16 protein-coding genes are annotated in these 18,337 nt (G+C 68.5%); 2 read left to right on the top strand and 14 right to left on the bottom strand.

The features are described 5' to 3' along the window. Positions 1-359: 359 nt before the first annotated feature. From tyrS to argH, 5 genes are all read right to left on the bottom strand, one after another. A complete protein-coding gene (tyrS, locus tag RIV14_RS03430; protein ID WP_075372691.1) occupies positions 360-1,634 on the bottom strand; it encodes a tyrosine--tRNA ligase in 1,275 nt (424 codons plus the stop codon). Between the two features lie 220 nt (positions 1,635-1,854). Then, positions 1,855-2,415 (bottom strand): MarR family winged helix-turn-helix transcriptional regulator, encoded by a 561-nt coding sequence (locus tag RIV14_RS03425; protein ID WP_075372692.1) that lies wholly within the window; start codon positions 2,413-2,415, stop codon positions 1,855-1,857. Then, a complete protein-coding gene (locus RIV14_RS03420; protein ID WP_075372693.1) occupies positions 2,412-2,837 on the bottom strand; it encodes an SRPBCC family protein in 426 nt (141 codons plus the stop codon). Before RIV14_RS03420 ends, RIV14_RS03425 begins: the two co-directional genes overlap by 4 nt. A gap of 134 nt (positions 2,838-2,971) precedes the next feature. Continuing rightward, entirely contained in the window at positions 2,972-3,634 is a 663-nt protein-coding gene (locus RIV14_RS03415) for a DNA-3-methyladenine glycosylase (protein WP_178387875.1), read from the bottom strand. 32 nt (positions 3,635-3,666) lie between these two features. After that, on the bottom strand, positions 3,667-5,253 hold the full coding sequence (gene argH, locus RIV14_RS03410; protein ID WP_178387876.1) for an argininosuccinate lyase: 1,587 nt from the start codon (positions 5,251-5,253) through the stop codon (positions 3,667-3,669). 166 nt (positions 5,254-5,419) lie between these two features. Here argH and RIV14_RS03405 point away from each other — a divergent pair, with 166 nt between their 5' ends. Further along, a complete protein-coding gene (locus RIV14_RS03405) occupies positions 5,420-6,292 on the top strand; it encodes a formate/nitrite transporter family protein (protein WP_075372696.1) in 873 nt (290 codons plus the stop codon). 41 nt (positions 6,293-6,333) lie between these two features. Here the strand turns inward: RIV14_RS03405 and RIV14_RS03400 are convergent, their stop codons facing one another. The 9 genes from RIV14_RS03400 to pheS all read right to left on the bottom strand — a co-directional run bounded on the left by RIV14_RS03400 (position 6,334) and on the right by pheS (position 17,193). Continuing rightward, the gene (locus tag RIV14_RS03400) at positions 6,334-7,557 is read right to left on the bottom strand and encodes an argininosuccinate synthase (RefSeq protein WP_075372697.1); all 1,224 of its coding nucleotides are present in this window, start codon (positions 7,555-7,557) and stop codon (positions 6,334-6,336) included. Between the two features lie 81 nt (positions 7,558-7,638). Beyond that, a complete protein-coding gene (locus tag RIV14_RS03395) occupies positions 7,639-8,226 on the bottom strand; it encodes an arginine repressor (RefSeq protein WP_075372698.1) in 588 nt (195 codons plus the stop codon). Beyond that, positions 8,223-9,497 carry an acetylornithine transaminase gene (locus RIV14_RS03390; protein ID WP_075372699.1) on the bottom strand — a complete coding sequence of 425 codons (1,275 nt, stop codon included), beginning with the start codon at positions 9,495-9,497 and terminating at the stop codon, positions 8,223-8,225. The genes RIV14_RS03395 and RIV14_RS03390 overlap by 4 nt, the downstream gene beginning before the upstream one ends. Further along, complete coding sequence (gene argB, locus RIV14_RS03385) at positions 9,494-10,420, bottom strand: acetylglutamate kinase (protein WP_070660819.1); 927 nt, start codon at positions 10,418-10,420, stop codon at positions 9,494-9,496. The genes RIV14_RS03390 and argB overlap by 4 nt, the downstream gene beginning before the upstream one ends. Further along, complete coding sequence (gene argJ / locus RIV14_RS03380) at positions 10,417-11,613, bottom strand: bifunctional glutamate N-acetyltransferase/amino-acid acetyltransferase ArgJ (RefSeq protein ID WP_075372700.1); 1,197 nt, start codon at positions 11,611-11,613, stop codon at positions 10,417-10,419. Before argJ ends, argB begins: the two co-directional genes overlap by 4 nt. Then, entirely contained in the window at positions 11,610-12,716 is a 1,107-nt protein-coding gene (gene argC / locus RIV14_RS03375) for an N-acetyl-gamma-glutamyl-phosphate reductase (protein WP_075372701.1), read from the bottom strand. Before argC ends, argJ begins: the two co-directional genes overlap by 4 nt. A gap of 87 nt (positions 12,717-12,803) precedes the next feature. After that, complete coding sequence (locus RIV14_RS03370) at positions 12,804-13,322, bottom strand: flavodoxin domain-containing protein (protein ID WP_070660810.1); 519 nt, start codon at positions 13,320-13,322, stop codon at positions 12,804-12,806. A 126-nt stretch (positions 13,323-13,448) separates the two neighbouring features. After that, positions 13,449-16,106 (bottom strand): phenylalanine--tRNA ligase subunit beta, encoded by a 2,658-nt coding sequence (gene pheT, locus RIV14_RS03365; protein WP_075372702.1) that lies wholly within the window; start codon positions 16,104-16,106, stop codon positions 13,449-13,451. Between the two features lies 1 nt (position 16,107). Next, a complete protein-coding gene (pheS, locus tag RIV14_RS03360; RefSeq protein WP_075372703.1) occupies positions 16,108-17,193 on the bottom strand; it encodes a phenylalanine--tRNA ligase subunit alpha in 1,086 nt (361 codons plus the stop codon). 200 nt (positions 17,194-17,393) lie between these two features. On the opposite strand from pheS, the gene RIV14_RS03355 reads away from it, so the two are divergent. After that, on the top strand, positions 17,394-18,257 hold the full coding sequence (locus RIV14_RS03355) for a MerR family transcriptional regulator (RefSeq protein ID WP_075372704.1): 864 nt from the start codon (positions 17,394-17,396) through the stop codon (positions 18,255-18,257). Positions 18,258-18,337 lie beyond the last annotated feature (80 nt).

The following is an 18,337-nucleotide window of genomic DNA, read 5'->3' as shown; positions in this document are numbered from 1 at the left end:
ATGCGCAGCCCCCAGGGCAATGGCATAAAAAACATGACACACTATCGAGTTCTCAAACAACACACCCACCGAGAACTCGTCACAAGACATTCTGTCTTCCGCTTCGCTCCCGGAAGCGCCTGAGAAACTTTAGCGAGCCGGATTTTCTGAGTCAAACGAATGGCTGGTGACCCTCGTCTCTCATTCGGCTCTCTTCAGTTCTCAGTTCCCGGTCGGTCTGAGGAAATTCATCCTCCCCGTTTCGGGCCGGAGAGAACATTACGCACCGACCACCAACCCGTCAAACTGTCGAGCGGTGACGGTGCCCACAAGGCACTGTCACCGCTCAACAACCGTGTTCGTAAGGTGCGGCTTCCCCCTTATGAGGAAGCCTGAACCGCGCGTCCGACGGCCAGGTTCCGCCGTCCCTTACGCACCAGGACCACTCCCCCGGCGAGCAGGTGCTCGGGACCGATGACCACGGTCTCGTCGGCCACCTTGACGTTGTTGATGTAGGCCCCACCCCCGGCAATGGTCTTGCGGGCGGCGTTGCGCCCTCGCTCCAGCCCCGTGCTCACGAGCAGGTCCACGATTGTGGTCTGTCCGGCTGTCACGTCACTGGAGGCGAGATCGGACGTGGCCGCCAGGATCGTCGCCTCGTCGATGTCGGCGAGCTCTCCTCGCCCCCACAGTGCGGAGGTCGCCGCCTGCGCCTGGGCGGTCGCTTCGGCTCCGTGGACCCACGTGCAGACCTCGTGTGCCAGAACCCGCTGCGCCTCACGTGCTTTCGGGTTCTCGGCCGTCGCCGCCTCCAGGCGCTCAATCTCCTCGCGCTCCAGGAAGGTGAAGACCTTGAGGAAGCGCACGACGTCGGCGTCGTCGACCTGGAGCCAGAACTGGTAGAAGGCGTAGGGGCTAAGCATCTCGGGGTTGAGCCAGATCGCCCCGCCCTCGGACTTGCCGAACTTGGTGCCGTCGGCCTTGGTGATGAGGGGGTTGGTCATGACGTGGACCGAGGTGCCCTCGACCTTGTGGATGAGGTCCATCCCGCCCACGAGGTTGCCCCACTGGTCGTTGCCGCCGACCTCCAGGGTGCAGCCGTAGCGTCGGTAGAGCTCGAGGTAGTCGTTGGCCTGGAGGATCTGGTAGCTGAACTCGGTGTAGGAGATGCCCTCCTCGCTGGCCAGGCGCCGGGCGACGATGTCCTTGGAGAGCATGGTGCCCATGCGGAAGTGCTTGCCCAGGTCCCGCAGGAAGTCGATGGCGCTCATCGCCTGGGTCCAGTCCAGGTTGTTGACGATCCGCGCCGGGTTGTCCCCGCTGAAGTCGAGAAGGTTCTCGAGCTGCTCCTGCAGGCTGACTGCCCAGCCGGCGACGACGTCCTTGGTGTTGAGGGTGCGCTCCCCCTTGGCGCGCGGGTCGCCGATGAGCCCGGTCGCCCCACCCACCAGCGCCAGGGGGTGGTGCCCGGCGAGCTGAAGATGGCGCATGACCTTGACGGCTGCGAGGTGCCCGTGGTGAAGGCTCGGCGCGGTGGGGTCGAACCCGCAATAGAAGGTGACGGCCCCGTCGCTGAGCGCCGCTCGCAGCGCGTCAATGTCGGTGTGCTGGGCGATGAGCCCGCGCCACTGCAGTTCGTCCAGGATGTCCGTCACTGTCCAGTCCCCTTCCGTGGGTTGTCGTGCTTACCGCACGCGTGTTCCCGGCGCGTCACGCTCGGGTCCGGCTGATACCTCCGGCACAGATAGTCTGCCATGCTCCGGCTCGGCCTCCACGAAGAGACCAAGCCGCGGAGCCATGAACCGGATCGGGGAGCCTTCACGAGCCGCGTCCCGCACGATGCGCCGGTGAAAAGCGACGTTGTGGTTCCAGCAGTTACCGGCCACTGCGGGAACCTGACGGAGCAGCCGCCTGGGGCGGACCGGCTGAGTCATCCGAGATCTTGGGGCTCACAGTCCGGTCGATGGACGCCTTGGTCTCCTCGTTGGGCTGCGTTGCTGATCCGCGCGCCACGACGCCGGCTTCGCGCAGCAGCGCCTCACGCAGGTGGGGCACGGCGGCGAAGTACGCCTCGTCGGCATCCTCCACCAAACGCGTTGCCCGGGCCCCGACATCTCTGCCTGCCGCTGTCATGGTCACGATCCGGGCACGGGCGTCCTTGGGATCCGGCTGCCGCGACACCAGACCGGCCCGCTCCAGCCGGCGCAGCACCTGACTGGCCGTCTTCACGTCCATTCCCGCCTGGCTCGCAACCATCACCTGACTGGCCCCGTCCCCGTGCTCCTCGAGCCACTGGGTGCAAGCCAGGAGAACGAACTGGGAGTGCGTCAGTCCAACTGGCTCCAGGGCAGCAGCAATGTCTCGCTGCCAGGCCAACGCGGCCCTCCACATGAGGAAGCCGGGACTCGCCCCAGGACCCTGGAACCTTGTCTTCACATATCGACCCTAGCAGCCTCGACGAGCGAGTCGATGGCCTGCGGAAAGTCCTCGGCGATTCCTGGGCCGATCGTCGGGCCTACATCGTCGGCACCGGGACCGTCGATGTCGAGGCGGGTGGTCACCACACTCTTCCCTTGCGTCTGCGCGGGCATGAAGGAGTGGGTGAAGGTCAGCTCCATTCCCCCGTAAGAGACCCGGTCCGCCTGGACATGAGGGGGTTCCCAGCGGATCACCGTGATCTCGATACTGTCCTGCCCCTCCGGTGTCATCGTGATCGAGGCGCCGGGCCCCACGGGCTCACGCGGCTCGTAGCGATCTCCCTGCGGGAGCTCGATCTGACCGGAGAGCACCTTGATCCAGGTCTCCCACAGGACCTCCGCCGGGAGATCCATTGTCCGTTGGCACTCAGTCGACCACATGGCCGTCTCCTTCCTCCGCGCTCAGCGGTTCAGTGCTACGAATAGTCTTCGTAACGATAATCTGTGCACCCATTATTAGCGGATGGGAAGAGTGCTTGCAAGTGGGTGCCCGACGACGTGAGGCTCAGTGACGTTCAGTCCTGTGAGCGTCTCCTGGTAACGGCAGGCCGGTACGTCGAGACAGTGGGCTCTCCATCCAGCCAGAAGCGCCATGGGAAGGCATCTCCGTCTCCCCCGGGGCCAGCCACCCCGGTTCGGGGCCCGCGGCGGATGCGCCCGGCATCCGGTGCCCGCTGCGGCTCCGGCAACGTCAGGCTGATGCGTGATCCCGGCCCGCCCAGCAGTGCGCCGTCGTCGGAACGGTCCAGTCCCAGTGCGGCGCACAGCCGCGCCGGGCCACGGGCCAGGTCGCGGTCGGTGCGGGCTGCGGGGCGACGCGCTCGAGCCTGTTCGATTCCCTCCACGACCTCTCCCCCGCGCAGCAGCACCGCGCGTGAGACTCCCTCCGGTCCGGTGACAATGTTGAGGCAGTGGTGCATGCCGTAGGTGAAGTAGACATAGATACGCCCGCCGGCCTCGAACATGGAGGCGTTGCGCGCCGTGCGCCCCCGGAAGGCGTGGGAGCCCGGGTCCTTCTCGCCGCGGTAGGCCTCCACCTCGGTCAAGCGGATCGCGACGCGCCCGTGCGAGTCGCTCACGGCGATGACGGCGCCCAACAGCGCCGGAGCCACCTCCAGACTGTCGCACCTGAGCAGCGAGGCGACCTCGGAGCTCAGCTCGGTCACCGTCTCCCCCATGCCACCACCTGACATCGTCCTGCCGCCCCGGCTCAGTCCTGCTGCTCCTCGTCCCGCTCCACATCGGCCTCACTTGGCTCGGGCCACTGGGGCCCCGCGGGGCCGTCCAGCAGGGAGCCCTCCCAGGCGAAGACTCGCAGCTCGGCGCTGCGGGCGATGGCGCGGGCGAGCTGTTCCACCACCCGCACCGGTGCGGTGCCGCCGTGCCCGGTGCGAGCGGCCACCGAGCCCTCGGCCGACAGGACCTCCCGCACGCCCGGGGTGAGCCGCCCATCAATGGCGGCGAAGTCGGCGTCGGTCAGGTCCCACAGCTCGACGCCGCGCTTCTCGCACTCGCGCACGCAGGCTCCGGAGATCTCGTGGGCGCTGCGGAAGGGCACACCGTTCTTGACCAGCCACTCCGCGATGTCGGTAGCCAGGGAGAATCCCTGGGGGGCGAGCTCGGCCATGCGCTCGTAGTGGAGGGTCATCGTGCTCACCATGCCGCTGACGGCTGGCAGGAGAATGGCCAGGGTGTCGACGGCGTCGAAGACCGGTTCCTTGTCCTCCTGCAGGTCCCGGTTGTAGGCCAGGGGCAGGGCCTTGAGGGTGGCGAGCAGCCCGGTCAGGTCACCGATGAGGCGTCCGGCCTTGCCGCGGGCGAGCTCGGCCACATCCGGGTTCTTCTTCTGCGGCATGATGGACGAGCCCGTGGAGTAGGAGTCGTCCAGGGTGACGAAGTCGAACTCCTTGGTGTTCCAGATGATGATCTCCTCGCTCAGGCGCGAGACGTTCACCGCCACCATCGCCAGGACGAAGCTCAGCTCGGCAACGACGTCGCGGGCGGCGGTACCGTCGATGGAGTTCTCCACGGCGGCCTCGAATCCGAGGTCGGCGGCCACGGCATCGGGGTCCATACCGAGTGTGTTGCCCGCCAGCGCACCGGATCCGTAGGGGCTCACGGCGGCGCGGGAGTCCCAGTCCTCAAGGCGCTCGACGTCACGCATGAGGGGCCAGGCGTGGGCCAGCAGCTGGTGGGCGACGAGCACCGGCTGGGCGTGCTGCATGTGGGTGCGTCCGGGCATGATGGCGTCGGAGGCCTGGGCGGCCTGGTCGATGAGGGCGTCGACGACGTCGAGGACGAGTCCGGCCACGTGGCGGGCCTGGTCGCGCAGGTACATGCGGATGAGGGTGGCGATCTGGTCGTTGCGGCTGCGTCCAGCGCGCAGACGGCCCCCCAGGTCATCACCGGCGCGCTCGATGAGGCCGCGCTCCAGGGCGGTGTGGACGTCCTCGTCGGTGGCCTCCGGGACGAAGATGCCGGCGACGACGTCGGCCTCGAGACGGTCCAGGGCTCCCAGCATGCCGGACAGCTGCTCCTCGTCCAGCAGGCCGGCCTGCGCCAGGGCGCGGGCGTGGGCCCGGGAGCCGGCGATGTCGTAACGGGCCAGGCGCCAGTCGAAGTGGGTGCTCACCGACAGGGCAGCCAACGCGTCGGCGGGTCCTCCTGAGAAGCGTCCACCCCACAGGCTGACGCCGGCGGGGGCCGCGTCCTGCTGAGGTTCTGAGGCGACGGACTGGGCAGCGGATGGCTTATCGGGCTGGCTGGAGAACTGGCTCATGACACCATCATGACCCATCTGCCCGCGCAGGTTCCTCAACGTCCAGTCAGGAAAGGCCCTGTCGTGGGTTGTTCCCGGGCATTCGTGAGGAAGGTGAAGGAGAGGAAGCCAGGCGGGCGGTGCCAACCAACGAGAAGGAGGAAAGGCCTGTATCGCGGTTGACGGGCAATGTCATGATAAGCCAATGCCCGCCGAACAAGACGCACTTTTCCCAGGCAAGCAGTTCATCTCTACCGTACTCGAGGCCCTCGAGACCAAGACCAGGATGACCGGGGCGATCGCCCACCGCTACCTCATGCGCGCCGCCATGGCCGGCATGATCGTGGCGGTCTTCTACATCGTCAACTACGCCATTGTCGGCGTCTTCGACGGCCTGCGCCTCGGGGACGCCTCGCTCGCGGGGGTCGGAAAGATGCTCGGGGCCCTGGCCTTCGGACCCGCCCTCGTCTTCATCTACTACACGAAGTCCGAGCTGCTCACCAGCAACATGATGGTGGTGGTCATCGGCTACTACTACAAGCGCATCTCAGCGTGGAGGACCCTGAGGGTGCTGGCCATGTGCCTGGCAGGCAATTTCATGGGCGGTCTCGTCTTCGCCGTCATGTACCGCTTCTCCACCCTCGTGGACGGAGCCACTGGCGAGCAGGCCGTGCACTCGGTGGAGGCCAAGCTCCATTACCTGTCATCGGCCTCCGGGGTCGCTGACCTGTTCGTGCGGGCGATCCTGTGCAACTTCATGATCAACCTGGCGATGCTCCTCATCTACAACGGCTTCATCCACGAGGACTGGTCCAAGATCTTCTCCATGATCATTGCAGTATTCGTCTTCGCCTTCCTCGGCTTCGAGCACTCGGTGGCCAACACCGTCCTGTTCACCGTCGTGGGGCTGACGCACGGGATCGATGTCCTGCCAGCGCTGGGGAACGTGGCCGTGGCGCTGCTGGGCAACTTCGTGGGCGGTGGGCTGCTGATCGGCGGCTACTACGCCTACGCCAACGACGACTCCCGCTGGCTACGCCGCCAGCCCCACCACCACGAGGCACAGGCGGCCGAGTAGCCGAGTGCTTCGGAGGTGGCGGGGCTGGCGGCGCGGCTCGGTCAGAACCCTCGACCGTTGCCGGCGCGCACGTCGCGGGCGGCAGCGAGCTTGGACTGCATCCCGTAGATCTCGATGAATCCTCGCGAGGAGGACTGGTCGAAGGTGTCTCCGCTCTCGTAGGTGGCCAGGTTGAAGTCGTACAGGCTCGTCTCGGAGCGGCGCCCGTTGACTGTCGCCCGGCCGCTGTGCAGGACCATTCGAATGTCACCACTGACGTAGCGCTGCGTGTCCTCGATGAAGGCGTCCATGGAGCGCTTGAGCGGGGAGTACCACTGGGCCTCGTAGACGAGCTCGGCCCAGGTCTGCTCCATGCTCCGCTTATAGCGGCGCTGCATGCGTTCCAGGGTGACGGCCTCGAGCGCCCGGTGGGCCTCGATCAGGGCCACGGCGCCGGGGGCCTCGTAGATCTCGCGGGACTTGATCCCCACGAGCCGGTCCTCGACCATGTCGATACGTCCCACGCCCTGGGCGCCAGCTCTGCGGTTGAGCTCCTGAATGGCTTCCAGGGGGCTGACCTCGCGACCGTCGATGGCTACGGGAATGCCCTCCTTGAAAGTGAGGATCACCTCGTCGGGCAGGGGCGGGTAAGCGGGGTCATCGGTGTAGATGTAGACGTCCTTAGTGGGGGCATTCCACAGGTCCTCGAGGAACCCGGTCTCGATGGCACGCCCCCAGACGTTCTGGTCGATGGAGAAGGGGTTGTGCTTGGTGGTCTCGATCGGCAGGTTGTGCTTCTCGGCGTAGTCGATGGCCACGTCACGGGTCAGTGCCAGATCGCGCACCGGGGAGATGCAGTCCATGTCGGGGGCCATGGAGGTGATGGAGACCTCGAAGCGGACCTGGTCGTTGCCCTTACCGGTGCAGCCGTGCGCCACGGTGTGCGCGCCGAACTCGCGGGCGGCCTTGACCAGGTGGCGAGCGATGACGGGGCGGGAGAGGGCCGAGACGAGCGGATAGGCTCCCTCGTAGAGGGCGTTGGCCTTGAGAGCCGGCATGCAGTAGTCGTTAGCGAACTCGTCTCGCGCGTCGGTGACGTAGGCCTCGACGGCGCCGCAGTCGAGGGCTCGCTGACGGATCACCTCAAGGTCCTCGCCGCCCTGACCGACGTCGACGGCGACAGCCACAACCTCTCGGCCGGTGGCCTCGCCGATCCAGCCGATAGCGACGGATGTGTCCAGGCCTCCGGAGTAGGCCAGGACGACACGGTCCTTGTGGATGCTCATGGGATCACTCTTCTCTTCGTGATGGCGCCGACGAAGCGGCGTTGAGGTGACTGGGAATGTCAAGGGTGGTGGGGAAAAAGGTCAGGCTCGGGCCGAGGGATCGGCCAGAGCGAGCAGGTGCCTGGCCACATCGGCTGCAACCTGGGCGCCGCGGGTGATGACCAGGACGGTGTCGTCGCCGGCGATACACCCCATGACGCCGGGCATCATGGCGTCGTCGACGGCCCCGGCGAGCAGCTGGGCGGCGCCGGCGGGAGTTCGCAGGACCACCTGGGGGCCGGCCCACTCGGCGGTGACGAGCAGCTCGGCGCACCAGCGGGACAGGCGGGGGGTGATGTGGGCACGCAGGGAGTCGTCGGTCTCCTCCGTCTCGGAGAGGGTTCCGGCATGGACCTGGCCGGGGGCACCGGCCTCAGGCATGGAGTAGATGAGCTCTCCGCCCGGGGCGCGGATCTTCGTGGCCCGCAGCTCCACCAGATCCCGTGAGAGCGTGGCCTGGGTGGTACTGATGCCGCGCTGAGCCAGGGACTTGCGCAGCTGGGCCTGGGAGCGGATGCGTTCACGTGACAGGATCTGGACGATACTGGCGTGCCTGGCGGTCTTGGTCCCGGGAACCAGTGGGGCCGTTGCCGTCTGGTCACGTTGAGAGGCCTCGACGGCGGCACTCATGAACCGGCTTTCTCTGACAGGGCCCGAGCAAGGACCTTAGACAGTGTGGTGGTGAAGGCCCTGGCGTCGTCATCGGAGAGGATGAAGGGGGGAGCCAGGCGGATCGTGTCGGGGCGCGGCGCGTTGACGATGAAGCCGCGGGTCGCCAGGGCGGCGGTGAGCTCAGCAGCGGGCGGGAGCCCGTCTTCCATCCCGACACCGAGCAGCAGGCCCCGGCCGCGCACCTGGTCGACTCCGTCAACGGCCGCCAGCTCTCGGGACCAGACCGAGCCGAGCTGCTGAACCCGGTTGAGCAAGGCCTGGCTGCGGATGGTCTCGATAACGGCGAGCGCTGCTGCGCAGGCCACGGGGTTGCCGCCGAAGGTGGTGCCGTGCTGCCCCGGCTCGAGGAGAGCCGCGGCCTTCCCGGTTGTGACCACCGCACCGATGGGGATGCCTCCGCCCAGTCCCTTGGCCAGGGTGACGACGTCGGGGACGACGCCCGGTGCCAGCAGGTGATGGGCCATCCAGGCGCCGGTGCGTCCCATTCCGGTCTGGACCTCGTCAATGATGAGCAGCGCGCCGGCGGCCTCAGTCAGCTCGCGGGCCGCCTCCAGGTATCCGGCGGGAAGCTCACGCACCCCGGCCTCGCCCTGAATGGGTTCGACGATGAGTGCCGCCACGTCCGGCCCCAGTGCGGTGCGCAGTGCCTCGACGTCTCCGGCGGGGATGAACTCGACCCCGCCGGGCAGGGGCTCGAAGGGCTCACGGTAGGCGGCCTTGTAGGTCAGGGCAAGGGCACCCATGGTCCTGCCGTGGAAGGCATTCTGGAGGGCCAGGACCCGGGGGCGCCGGCTACCGCCGTGGCGGCGAGCGATCTTGAAGGCGGCCTCGTTGGCCTCGGTACCGGAGTTGGCCAGGAAGACGCGGGAGTCGTGAGCGGGGCAGTCGGGGAAGGTGAGCCGGACGAGTTCCTCGGCGAGACTGACCTGGGCGGGGGTGGTGAAGAAGTTCGAGACGTGCCCCAGCTCGGAGAGCTGCTCGGTGACTGCCTGAACGATCGCGGGATGCGCGTGCCCCAGGCAGTTGACGGCGATGCCCGCCAGCAGGTCGATGTACTCCTGGCCGTCGGCGTCCCAGACGTGGGCGCCCCGCCCCCGCACCAGGACCCGGCTGGGGGTGCCGAAGGTGTTCATGACGGCGTCGGTGTAGCGGGTCAGCCAACCGGCGTTGCCGGTGCCGGCCCCGTTCACCTCTGCGACGGGTGCCTGAGCGTGTGAGGAGGGGGTCATAGGCTTTTGCCTCCGTTCAGTGGTGGGACCGGGGCGTCTCCGGGGTGAATGACGGTGCCGACGCCCTGGTCGGTGACGATCTCGAGCAGCATGCTGTGGGCCTGACGTCCGTCAACGACGTGCGCCTGCGCGACTCCCCCGTAGACGGCCCTCAGGCAGGCCTCCATCTTGGGGATCATCCCGGCCTCGAGCGTGGGCAGGAGCTCCTCCAGCGCGGCGGCGCTGATGAAGGGCACCAGCGTGCTGCGGTCGGGCCAGGCGGCATAGAGCCCCTCGACGTCGGTGAGCATGAGCAGGGTGCGGGCCTTGAGGGCCACGGCGATCGCGGCGGCGGCCGTGTCGGCGTTGACGTTGAGGACGGTCTCGGAGTCCGTCGTCAGCGGGGCGACCGAGGAGATGACCGGGATGCGGCCCTGGTCGAGCAGGTCGATGATGGGCTGCGGGCTGACGTCGACAACGTCACCGACTAGGCCGACGTCGACCTTGTTCCCGTCCACCGTGGCCAGGCGCTGCCGGGCTCGCAGGAGTCCGCCGTCCTCACCGCTGATGCCGACGGCGGCTGAGCCGTCGATGTTGAGCAGGGAGACGAGCTCTCTCTGCACGGAGCCGGTGAGGACCATTCGGACCACATCCATGACCTCGGGGGTGGTGACGCGCAGGCCTCCGCGGAACTCCGAGGCGATGCCCAGCCGCTTGAGCATCGCGTTGATCTGGGGCCCGCCGCCGTGAACGACGACGGGGCGCACCCCGACCTGGTGGAGGAAGAGAATGTCCTGGGCGAAGGCGCGCTTGAGCTCATCGTTGACCATGGCGTTGCCGCCGTACTTGATGACCATGGTGGCGCCCTTGTAGGTGCGCAGCCACGGCACGGCCTCCAGCAGGACGGATGCCTTGGTCTGTGGGTCGAGAGGGGTCCGTTTCATGTCGTGTAGTCCGCGTTGATGGTGACGTATCCGTGAGTGAGGTCGTTGGTCCACACGGTGGCCTCGGCCGGGCCCGCCGACAGGTCGATGTCGATGCGGGTCTCGCGTGGGCTCATGTCCACCGCGTCCCGGTTGGGCTGGGGGGCGCCGTGGCTGAAGATCGTGATGCCGTTGATGGCGACGTCGACCTCATCGGGGTTGAAGGGGCAGACGTCCTCAGGCACGGTCCCCAGCTGGGAGAGGATGCGCCCCCAGTTGGGATCGGCCCCGGCGACGGCGCACTTGAGGAGGTTGGAGGAGCTGACGGTGCGGGCCGCGGCCTCGGCGGCCTCCTCGCTGACGGCTCCGGAGACGGTGATGGCGATGTCGTGGGTGGCGCCCTCGGCGTCGGCCACGAGGCGCCGGCCGAGCCGGCTCATCACCTCGGTGAGCGCCTCGTCGAGCTCGGCCCGGGAGGGGGTGGTGCCGGAGGCTCCGGAGGCCAGCAGGAGGACCGTGTCATTGGTGGACATGCAGCCGTCGGAGTTGATCCGGTTGACGGTTCGCGTTGTGGCGGACGCCAGGGCGTCCTGCGCCTGCTGAGGGGTGAGAACGGCGTCAGTGGTGATGACGGCGAGCATGGTGGCCATGCCGGGGGCCAGCATCCCTACTCCCTTGATCATGCCGCCGATGGTCCAGCTCTGTGCCCCGGTACCGACCGTGAGGGTGTCCTCCTTGGAGACGGTGTCGGTGGTCATGATGGCGGTGGCGGCGTCGGTCCCGGCCTGGGGCGTGTCGGCCAGGGCGAGGGCGGCGACGTCGATGCCCTCCAGGAGGACGGGCATGTCGATGCGCTCCCCGATGACGCCGGTGGAGCAGACCAGGATCTGGCCCGGTTCGGCGCCCAGCAGACCTGCGGTGCGGGTGGCGGTGGCTTCGGTGTCGTGCATGCCCTGCGCTCCGGTGCAGGCGTTGGCGCTGCCGGAGTTGAGGACGACGGCGCGGGCGTGGCCCGGCTGCCCGCCTTCCTGACCGGCCAGGAGCCGGCGTGACCAGACGACGGGGGCGGCGACGACCCGGTTGGTGGTGAACACCCCGGCCGCGGTGTCCAGCGGTCCGTCATTGACGACGAGGGCGAGGTCGGGCTTGCCGGAGGCCTTGAGGCCGGCGCGCACGCCGGCGGCACGGAATCCCTGAGCTGCGGTTACGCTCACGGTGCGACTCCTTGGGCGGTGATGGCGGTGGTCTCCTTCAGCCCGAGAGCAAGGTTGAGGGACTGAAGGGCGGCACTGGCGGTGCCCTTACCGAGGTTGTCGATGGCGCACATGGCCACGACGGCGTCCGCGCCACGGTCGATAGCGGCCTGAACGGTGGCGGTTCCGCTTCCCAGGACGGTGCCGGTGGTGGGCCAGGTCCCCTCGGGCAGCAGCTGGATGAGGCTCTCACCGCTGCCGGTGGCCCCGTAGGCGTCGTTCCAAGCCGCCCGCAGGACGGCTTCGGGTTCGGGGGCCTCGCGCAGGGCCGTAGTCATGGGTGCGGTGACGGTGGCGAGGATGCCGCGGCTCATGGGGACCAGGACCGGGGTGAAGGACAGGTGCACGCAGCCCGCGGGGGCGCCGGCCACCTCCAGGTTCTGGAGGATCTCGGGAATGTGCCGATGGGTGCCTCCGACGGCGTAGGGCTGAGCCGAGCCCAGCGCCTCGGCCGCGGTGAGGTGAGGCTTGAGGGTCTTGCCTGCGCCGGAGTAACCGACGGCCAGCACCGCGGTGAGCCGGGAGGAATCGAGGAGTCCGGCGGCGATGCCGGGCTGGACCGCCAGGGTGACAGCGGTGACGTTGCAGCCGGGGACGGCGATGCGCCTGGTGGCTGCCAGCTCTTCACGCTGAGCGCGGGCGCGCGTCTCGCCGTGGTGCAGGAGCTCGGGCATGCCGTAGGTCCAGGCACCGGCGTAGTCCGATCCGTAGAAGGTCTCCCACGCCTGCTGGCTGGTCAGTCGGTGGTCCGCCCCGCAGTCGATGAGAAGCGGCGCGCCGCCGCCCGAGGTGAGCTCCTCGAGCGCCGCCGTGACGGCTCCTGAGGCTCCGTGCGGCAGGGCCAGGACGACGACGTCGTGCTCGGCGAGGATCTCCGCCTCAGTGGGTTGGACGATGCGGTCCGCCAGGGACAGCAGGTGCGGGTGGTGGTCTCCGATCCGACTGCCCGCGGACGAGGCCGCGGTGAGTGCGCCGATCTCCACCTCCGGGTGGGCTGTGAGCAGGCGCAGAACCTCGCCGCCGGCATATCCGGTGGCTCCAGCAACAGCAACTGACCAAGTCATGCAGCAACCATACATCCACATGCATAGAAATGCATTCATCGCCCGCTGCTGTGATTCATCTCCTCCCTCCACCCTCAGGGGCGAGGACTAGGAGCGATCGCGGCGACCGGTGAGCGTGTCGTCATGGAGGGAGGTGGCGATGGCGTCGGCCCACTGGCGCACCTCGTCCCAGTCTCGGTAGTCGCCCTCACTCGCTCCCCCGAGCTTGGCGATGGAGCGCTCCCGCAGGCTGAGCTTGGAGGGGTCGAAGCGGCCCGCGAAAGTCATGTGATCCTTCGGGTCGATGGCCAGGAGCACCGGGCCGATGCGCATGGGGTCGGAGACCTTGCCCTTGGGCAGGCCGGAGAGCCCCACGGAGAAGGCCCACACGGGCTTGGCCCTGAGGACGTCATGGAAACGCTTGGTGAAGTCGACGGCCTCCGGCGTCCACTTGGTCATGTAGACCGCACTGCCCAGGATGAAGGCGTCATACTCCTCGACGCTGTCGACATCCTCAGGGCGCTTGGTCTCCACATCGATCTGGGCGGCCTGGAGCCGCTCGGCAATCACCGCGGCCACCTCATCGGTGGACCCGTGCTTGGAGGAAGAGGTCAGTAGGATCTTCATGCCGCCTAGTATTACTGAGACCACACCCACTGTCTGGGATCCCCTACTCGACGAAAGCACTGAAAAAGCGCTGACGGCCATGATGTGCATCACATATGGCCGTCAGCGCTGGTAGATCTGCGTGGTTCAGCTGCGCAGCTCGGCCCCCAGAAGCTTGGCGGCCCGCTTGACCACGCGCTTGCGCACAGCGGCGGTCTCCTCGGCTGTCAGCGTGCGGTCGGGGGCCCGCAGCACCAGGGAGAAAGCCAACGACTTCTTGCCCTCGCCGAGCTGGGGGCCGCGGAAGACGTCGAAGAGGCGAACCTCCTCAGCCAGATCCCCTGCGGCCTGTCTGACCAGGGCCTCGACCTCGGCGGCGGTAGTGGTCTCGTCGACGACGAGGGCGATGTCCTCCTTGGCGGCAGGGAAGGTGGAGACAGCCTTGACCTGGAGCGCCCCGGCGCTGCGGGCGGCCTCCAGCAGCGGGTCGAGGTCGATCTCGACGGCGCAGGCACGCTCGGGAAGTCCGAGCGCGCGCACCACCCGCGGGTGGAGCTCTCCGGCATGGGCGACGAGCCTGCCGGGCTCGATCTCTTTGCTTCGACGTCGGCCGGGCAGGCGGATCTCCGCGGTGCGGCCGGGGTGCCAGGGAGCGTAGGGGTGCTCAGGGGCGCAGACCTCGACCTGCACCCCGAGCGCCGCGGCCACGGTGCGAACCACCTCGACGGCGTCGGCCCAGTCCCAGGGGCGGCCCGCCCCGAGAACCCCGGAACGCTCGTGCTCACCGGTCATGACGGCACCGACGTGGGTGGGCTGAGCGGGAATGCCCGCCTCAAGGGCGGCCTCCTCGGACTGGCTGGGGCGCTTGGAGGTTCCGGGGATCGGGGCGGGAACGGTTCCGGCCGGGTGGGTGACGGAGCCGACCTCGAAGACGGCGACGTCAGTCAGGCCACGGGAGACGTTGCGCCGGGCGACGTCGATCAGGGAGTCGAGCACGCTGGTGCGCAGGTAGGGGGCGTCCTCAGCCAGGGGGTTGGCCAGGCGGACCCTCTGGCGGCGAGCGTCGTCGGTAGGGATCTCGAGCAGGTCGTGGACGTCCCCGATGAAGGGGTAGGACAGGACCTGGGTGAGTCCGGCGTCGGCCAGGGCGCGCACGATGTCACGGCGGGCCCTCTGGTCGGCGCTCAGTCCCGTGCCGGCGGGGGCCGTGGGCACGATGACCGGGATGGCGTCGTATCCGTCGAGGCGGGCGATCTCCTCGGCCAGGTGGGCGGGGCCCACCAGGTCCGGGCGCCAGGTCGGCGGGGTGACGGTCAGCAGGACGGTGCCGTCGTCGGCGGAGCCGCTGTGCTCCACGGTGCATCCGATGGTGGTGAGCAGCTCGGTGACGCGCTCGGTTCCGTAGGCGACGCCGGTGAGGCGCTCGGCGGCGTCGGCGCGCATGGTGATGGGCTCGGGGGCTCGGGTGCGGTTGATGTCGGTGGCCACAGGCTCGGCGGTGCCGCCGCCGTACTCCACGAGCAGGTCAACGGCCCGCTGGGCGGCGATGGGCGCCAGCTCGGTGTCCACGCCGCGCTCGTTGCGTTTGGAGGACTCGGTGGGCAGCTTGTGGCGTCGGGAGGAGCGGGCCACACTGACCGGGTCGAAGTGGGCGGCCTCGATGAGGACGTCGCGGGTATCGGCATCGACTTCGCTCAGGGCCCCGCCGAAGACGCCGGCCAGGACCAGGGCCCGGGAGCCCTCACCCTCCGGGGAGTCGGCGATGACCAGGTCCTCGGGGTCGAGGGTGCGGGTGACCTCGTCGAGGAAGGTGAGGCGCTCACTCTCTTGAGCACGGCGCACGACGATGGGGGCGGTGAGCTTTCCGGCGTCGAAGGCGTGCAGCGGCTGGCCCAGGTCGAGCATGACGTAGTTGGTGACGTCAACGGCCAGGGAGATGGGCCGCATGCCTGCGGCTGTGAGGCGCTCCTGCATCCAGGTGGGCGACGGGGCACTCGGGTCGATGCCGCGCACGAGGCGGGCGACGTAGCGGTCGCATCCGGGGCGCCCGTGGATGGGGCGGGGGTCCTCGGGGACGACGACGTCGAAGCCGCCCTCCCCGACGGGGGCCACGCCGTTGGGGTACAGCCCCGTGTTGGTGGCGTCGGCGGGGTCGGTGAAGCGGGCACCGGTGGAGTGGGAGTACTCGCGGGCCACACCGCGCATGGAGAAGCAGTAGCCGCGGTCCGGGGTCACGTTGATCTCCAGGACCTCCTCCCCCAGGCCGAGGATGCCGATGGCGTCGGTCCCGGGTGCGGGCGGCTCCTCGCCCTCGTGGCCGTGCTCAGACAGCCACTGCTGGAGCACGATGATGCCGGAGTGGTCCTCCCCGATACCCAGCTCGCGGGCCGAGCAGATCATGCCGTCGGAGACGTGGCCGTAGGTCTTGCGCGCGGCGATGCGGAAGTCGCCGGGCAGGATGGCGCCGGGCAGGCAGACCACGACGTAGTCCCCGACGTCGAAGTTGTGGGCGCCGCAGACGATGCCGCGGCTGGGCAGGTCGGAGGGCTCCTTGCCGGTGCCGGGGGCGTCGTTGTGCTCGGGGCCGACGTCGACGCGGCAGTAGTTGATGACCTTGCCGTTGGACTGCTCCTTGGCCTCACGGGTGAGGACCTTGCCGACGACGAGGGGCCCGGTGACGGCCGGGGGAACGATGCGTTCCTCCTCCAGGCCCACGCGCACGAGGTCGGCGGCGAGCTGCTCGGCGCTCAGGCCGGTGGGGACGTCGACGTGCTCGCGCAGCCATTCGATGGGGACGTAGGGCATGTCAGTTTCCCTTTCCGGTGGTGCCGAACTGCTGGGAGAAGCGGATGTCGCCCTCGACGATGTCATGCATGTCGGCGATTCCGTGGCGCAGCATGAGGGTGCGCTCCAGCCCCATGCCGAAGGCGAAGCCCGTGTAGACCTCGGGGTCGATGCCGCAGGCGGTGAGCACGTTGGGGTTGACCATGCCGCAGCCTCCCCACTCGATCCAGCCGGCGCCGCCCTTCTTCTGCGGGAACCACAGGTCCATCTCGGCGCTGGGCTCGGTGAAGGGGAAGAAGGAGGGGCGCAGGCGGGTGCGCGCCTCGGGGCCGAACATGGCCTTGGCGAAGTGGTCCAGGACGCCCTTGAGGTGCGCCATCGTCAGGCCCTTGTCCACGGCCAGGCCCTCGACCTGGTGGAAGACGGGGGTGTGGGTGGCGTCGAGCTCGTCGGAGCGGAAGACCTTGCCGGGGCAGGCCACGTAGATCGGGGGCCGCTGATCGAGCATGACGCGGGCCTGGACCGGGGAGGTGTGGGTGCGCAGCACGAGGTTGGCGGTCTGCCCCTCGGCGGCCCCGACGCTGGCGCCGTCGACGTAGAAGGTGTCCTGCATCTGGCGGGCCGGGTGGTCGGCGTCGAAGTTGAGGGCGTCGAAGTCGAACCACTCGTGCTCGACCTCCGGGCCCTCGGCGATGGACCAGCCCATGGAGGTGAAGAAGTCGCAGACCTCGTCAATGAGGATGTCGAGGGGGTGGCGGGCACCCGCCTGCGTCCGCGAGGTGGGGATGGTGACGTCAACCGCCTCGGTGCGCAGCATCTCTTCCTCGGCGGCGGCCTCGAGCGTCTCCTGCCTGGCGGTCAGAGCCTTGGCGATGCGCCCGCGAGCGCCCCCCAGGAGCCTGCCGGCGGTGGGCTTGTCCGCCTTGTCCAGGGTGCCGATGAGCCGGTTGGCCAGGGTCAGTGGTGAGGCGTCGCCGGTGTGGGCCAGGCGGGCCTCCTTGAGTTCGGCGAGGGTGCCGGCTGCGGTGAAGGCGGCCAGGGCCTCCTCGACGGCGGCGTTGATGCTGGCCTCGTCCAGGGGCGAGAGCGCGCCGGGAGCGTCAGTCATATGCGGTGCCTTCCACCAGGTGTCTCCGGGGTTGTCCGCCCTTAAGGGTAGTCCGCGTCGTCGCGTGGGTGTGAATCGTCCCGTCACCGCGGTGGCGTGGGGGTCACCCCCCGCTTGGTCATGCGCTGTCATGCGCTCCGGTCGGGTTGCTGCCACCTGGGACTTGACGGTGACGTTACGTCACCTGTTGAGATGGATTCATGCACGTCAAGGAGCTCGCTCGGATCGCCGGTACCACGCCGAGGGCGGTGCGCTACTACCACCACCTGGGTCTGTTGGAGATTCCGCCCACGGTGCGGGGGCGGCGCGAGTACGGCGTCGAGCACGTGGCCCGTCTGCTGCGTATCCGGTGGCTGGCCGACGGAGGACTGTCGTTGACTCAGGTGGCGGAGATGCTCGCCTCGGACACGATCGGCACCGATCAGGACTCTCGTCGTGAGGCAGTGCTGCGCGATCTGCGGGCCACGCGGGGCACGATTGAGGCGCAGCAACGCAGCCTGGCCGAGCAGGCCTCCCGGGTCGATGAGCTCATCGCCCGGGTGGAGCGCGGTGAGGGCCTGTCCCCCGCTCCCAGCGCTCTGACTCGTTTCTACGACGACATCGAGGCCCGGATCGCTCGCCTGGGCGGCAGTGTGCGAGTGCTGGGGGCCGAGCGCCAGATGATGGTGGTGCTCGCCTCGCTGGGCATGGTGCCCGACAGCGTGGTCCCCTTCATCGAGGCGCTGGATGACGATGATCGAGAGCTGTCCGCTCAGCAGATCATGGACTTCACCCGCCTGGCCACGCTGAGCGAGGCCGAGGGTCGCGCTGAGGCGCACCGGCTCGCGCACAACAGCTGGACACTGGCGTGCCGCCACAAGGAGCATGCCCTGGCCGTCCTGGCGGACCTTCCCTCGGGCGCTCTGGGGCGCGCTATGTGGCGACTGACCCATGTCCTGACCACTTCCAGCTATCCGTATCCGGCTCAGCAGGCCTTCGTGGCTGAGCTCATGGAGCTCATGCTCGCCGATCCGGACTTCGCCGCAACGATCCGCCGCTCGGCGGGAGAGGAGCCAGTGCTGTGAATGCCAAGAGAGCCGAAGTGGAGAAGGCAACAAGTACGTCAGCAGCAACGTCCCGCTCGGATAAGGATGAGCCCATCAGG

Origin of the sequence: Actinomyces acetigenes (genome assembly GCF_031296635.1) — a bacterium.
In the GTDB taxonomy this organism is placed as follows: Bacteria; Actinomycetota; Actinomycetes; order Actinomycetales; family Actinomycetaceae; genus Actinomyces; species Actinomyces acetigenes.
The sequence above is the reverse complement of the archived record's forward strand: the minus strand, read 5'-3'. Positions and strand labels throughout refer to the sequence as shown.

Excerpts from the sequence above, each read along its gene's own strand:
- RIV14_RS03420 (WP_075372693.1), bottom strand. The coding sequence starts at position 2,837 with ATGTGGTCGACTGAGTGCCAACGGACAATGGATCTCCCGGCGGAGGTC.
- RIV14_RS03415 (WP_178387875.1), bottom strand. The coding sequence starts at position 3,634 with ATGGGGGAGACGGTGACCGAGCTGAGCTCCGAGGTCGCCTCGCTGCTC.
- argH (WP_178387876.1), bottom strand. The coding sequence starts at position 5,253 with ATGGGTCATGATGGTGTCATGAGCCAGTTCTCCAGCCAGCCCGATAAG.
- RIV14_RS03405 (WP_075372696.1), top strand. The coding sequence starts at position 5,420 with ATGCCCGCCGAACAAGACGCACTTTTCCCAGGCAAGCAGTTCATCTCT.
- RIV14_RS03400 (WP_075372697.1), bottom strand. The coding sequence starts at position 7,557 with ATGAGCATCCACAAGGACCGTGTCGTCCTGGCCTACTCCGGAGGCCTG.
- RIV14_RS03395 (WP_075372698.1), bottom strand. The coding sequence starts at position 8,226 with ATGAGTGCCGCCGTCGAGGCCTCTCAACGTGACCAGACGGCAACGGCC.
- RIV14_RS03390 (WP_075372699.1), bottom strand. The coding sequence starts at position 9,497 with ATGACCCCCTCCTCACACGCTCAGGCACCCGTCGCAGAGGTGAACGGG.
- argB (WP_070660819.1), bottom strand. The coding sequence starts at position 10,420 with ATGAAACGGACCCCTCTCGACCCACAGACCAAGGCATCCGTCCTGCTG.
- argC (WP_075372701.1), bottom strand. The coding sequence starts at position 12,716 with ATGACTTGGTCAGTTGCTGTTGCTGGAGCCACCGGATATGCCGGCGGC.
- RIV14_RS03370 (WP_070660810.1), bottom strand. The coding sequence starts at position 13,322 with ATGAAGATCCTACTGACCTCTTCCTCCAAGCACGGGTCCACCGATGAG.
- pheT (WP_075372702.1), bottom strand. The coding sequence starts at position 16,106 with ATGCCCTACGTCCCCATCGAATGGCTGCGCGAGCACGTCGACGTCCCC.
- pheS (WP_075372703.1), bottom strand. The coding sequence starts at position 17,193 with ATGACTGACGCTCCCGGCGCGCTCTCGCCCCTGGACGAGGCCAGCATC.
- RIV14_RS03355 (WP_075372704.1), top strand. The coding sequence starts at position 17,394 with ATGCACGTCAAGGAGCTCGCTCGGATCGCCGGTACCACGCCGAGGGCG.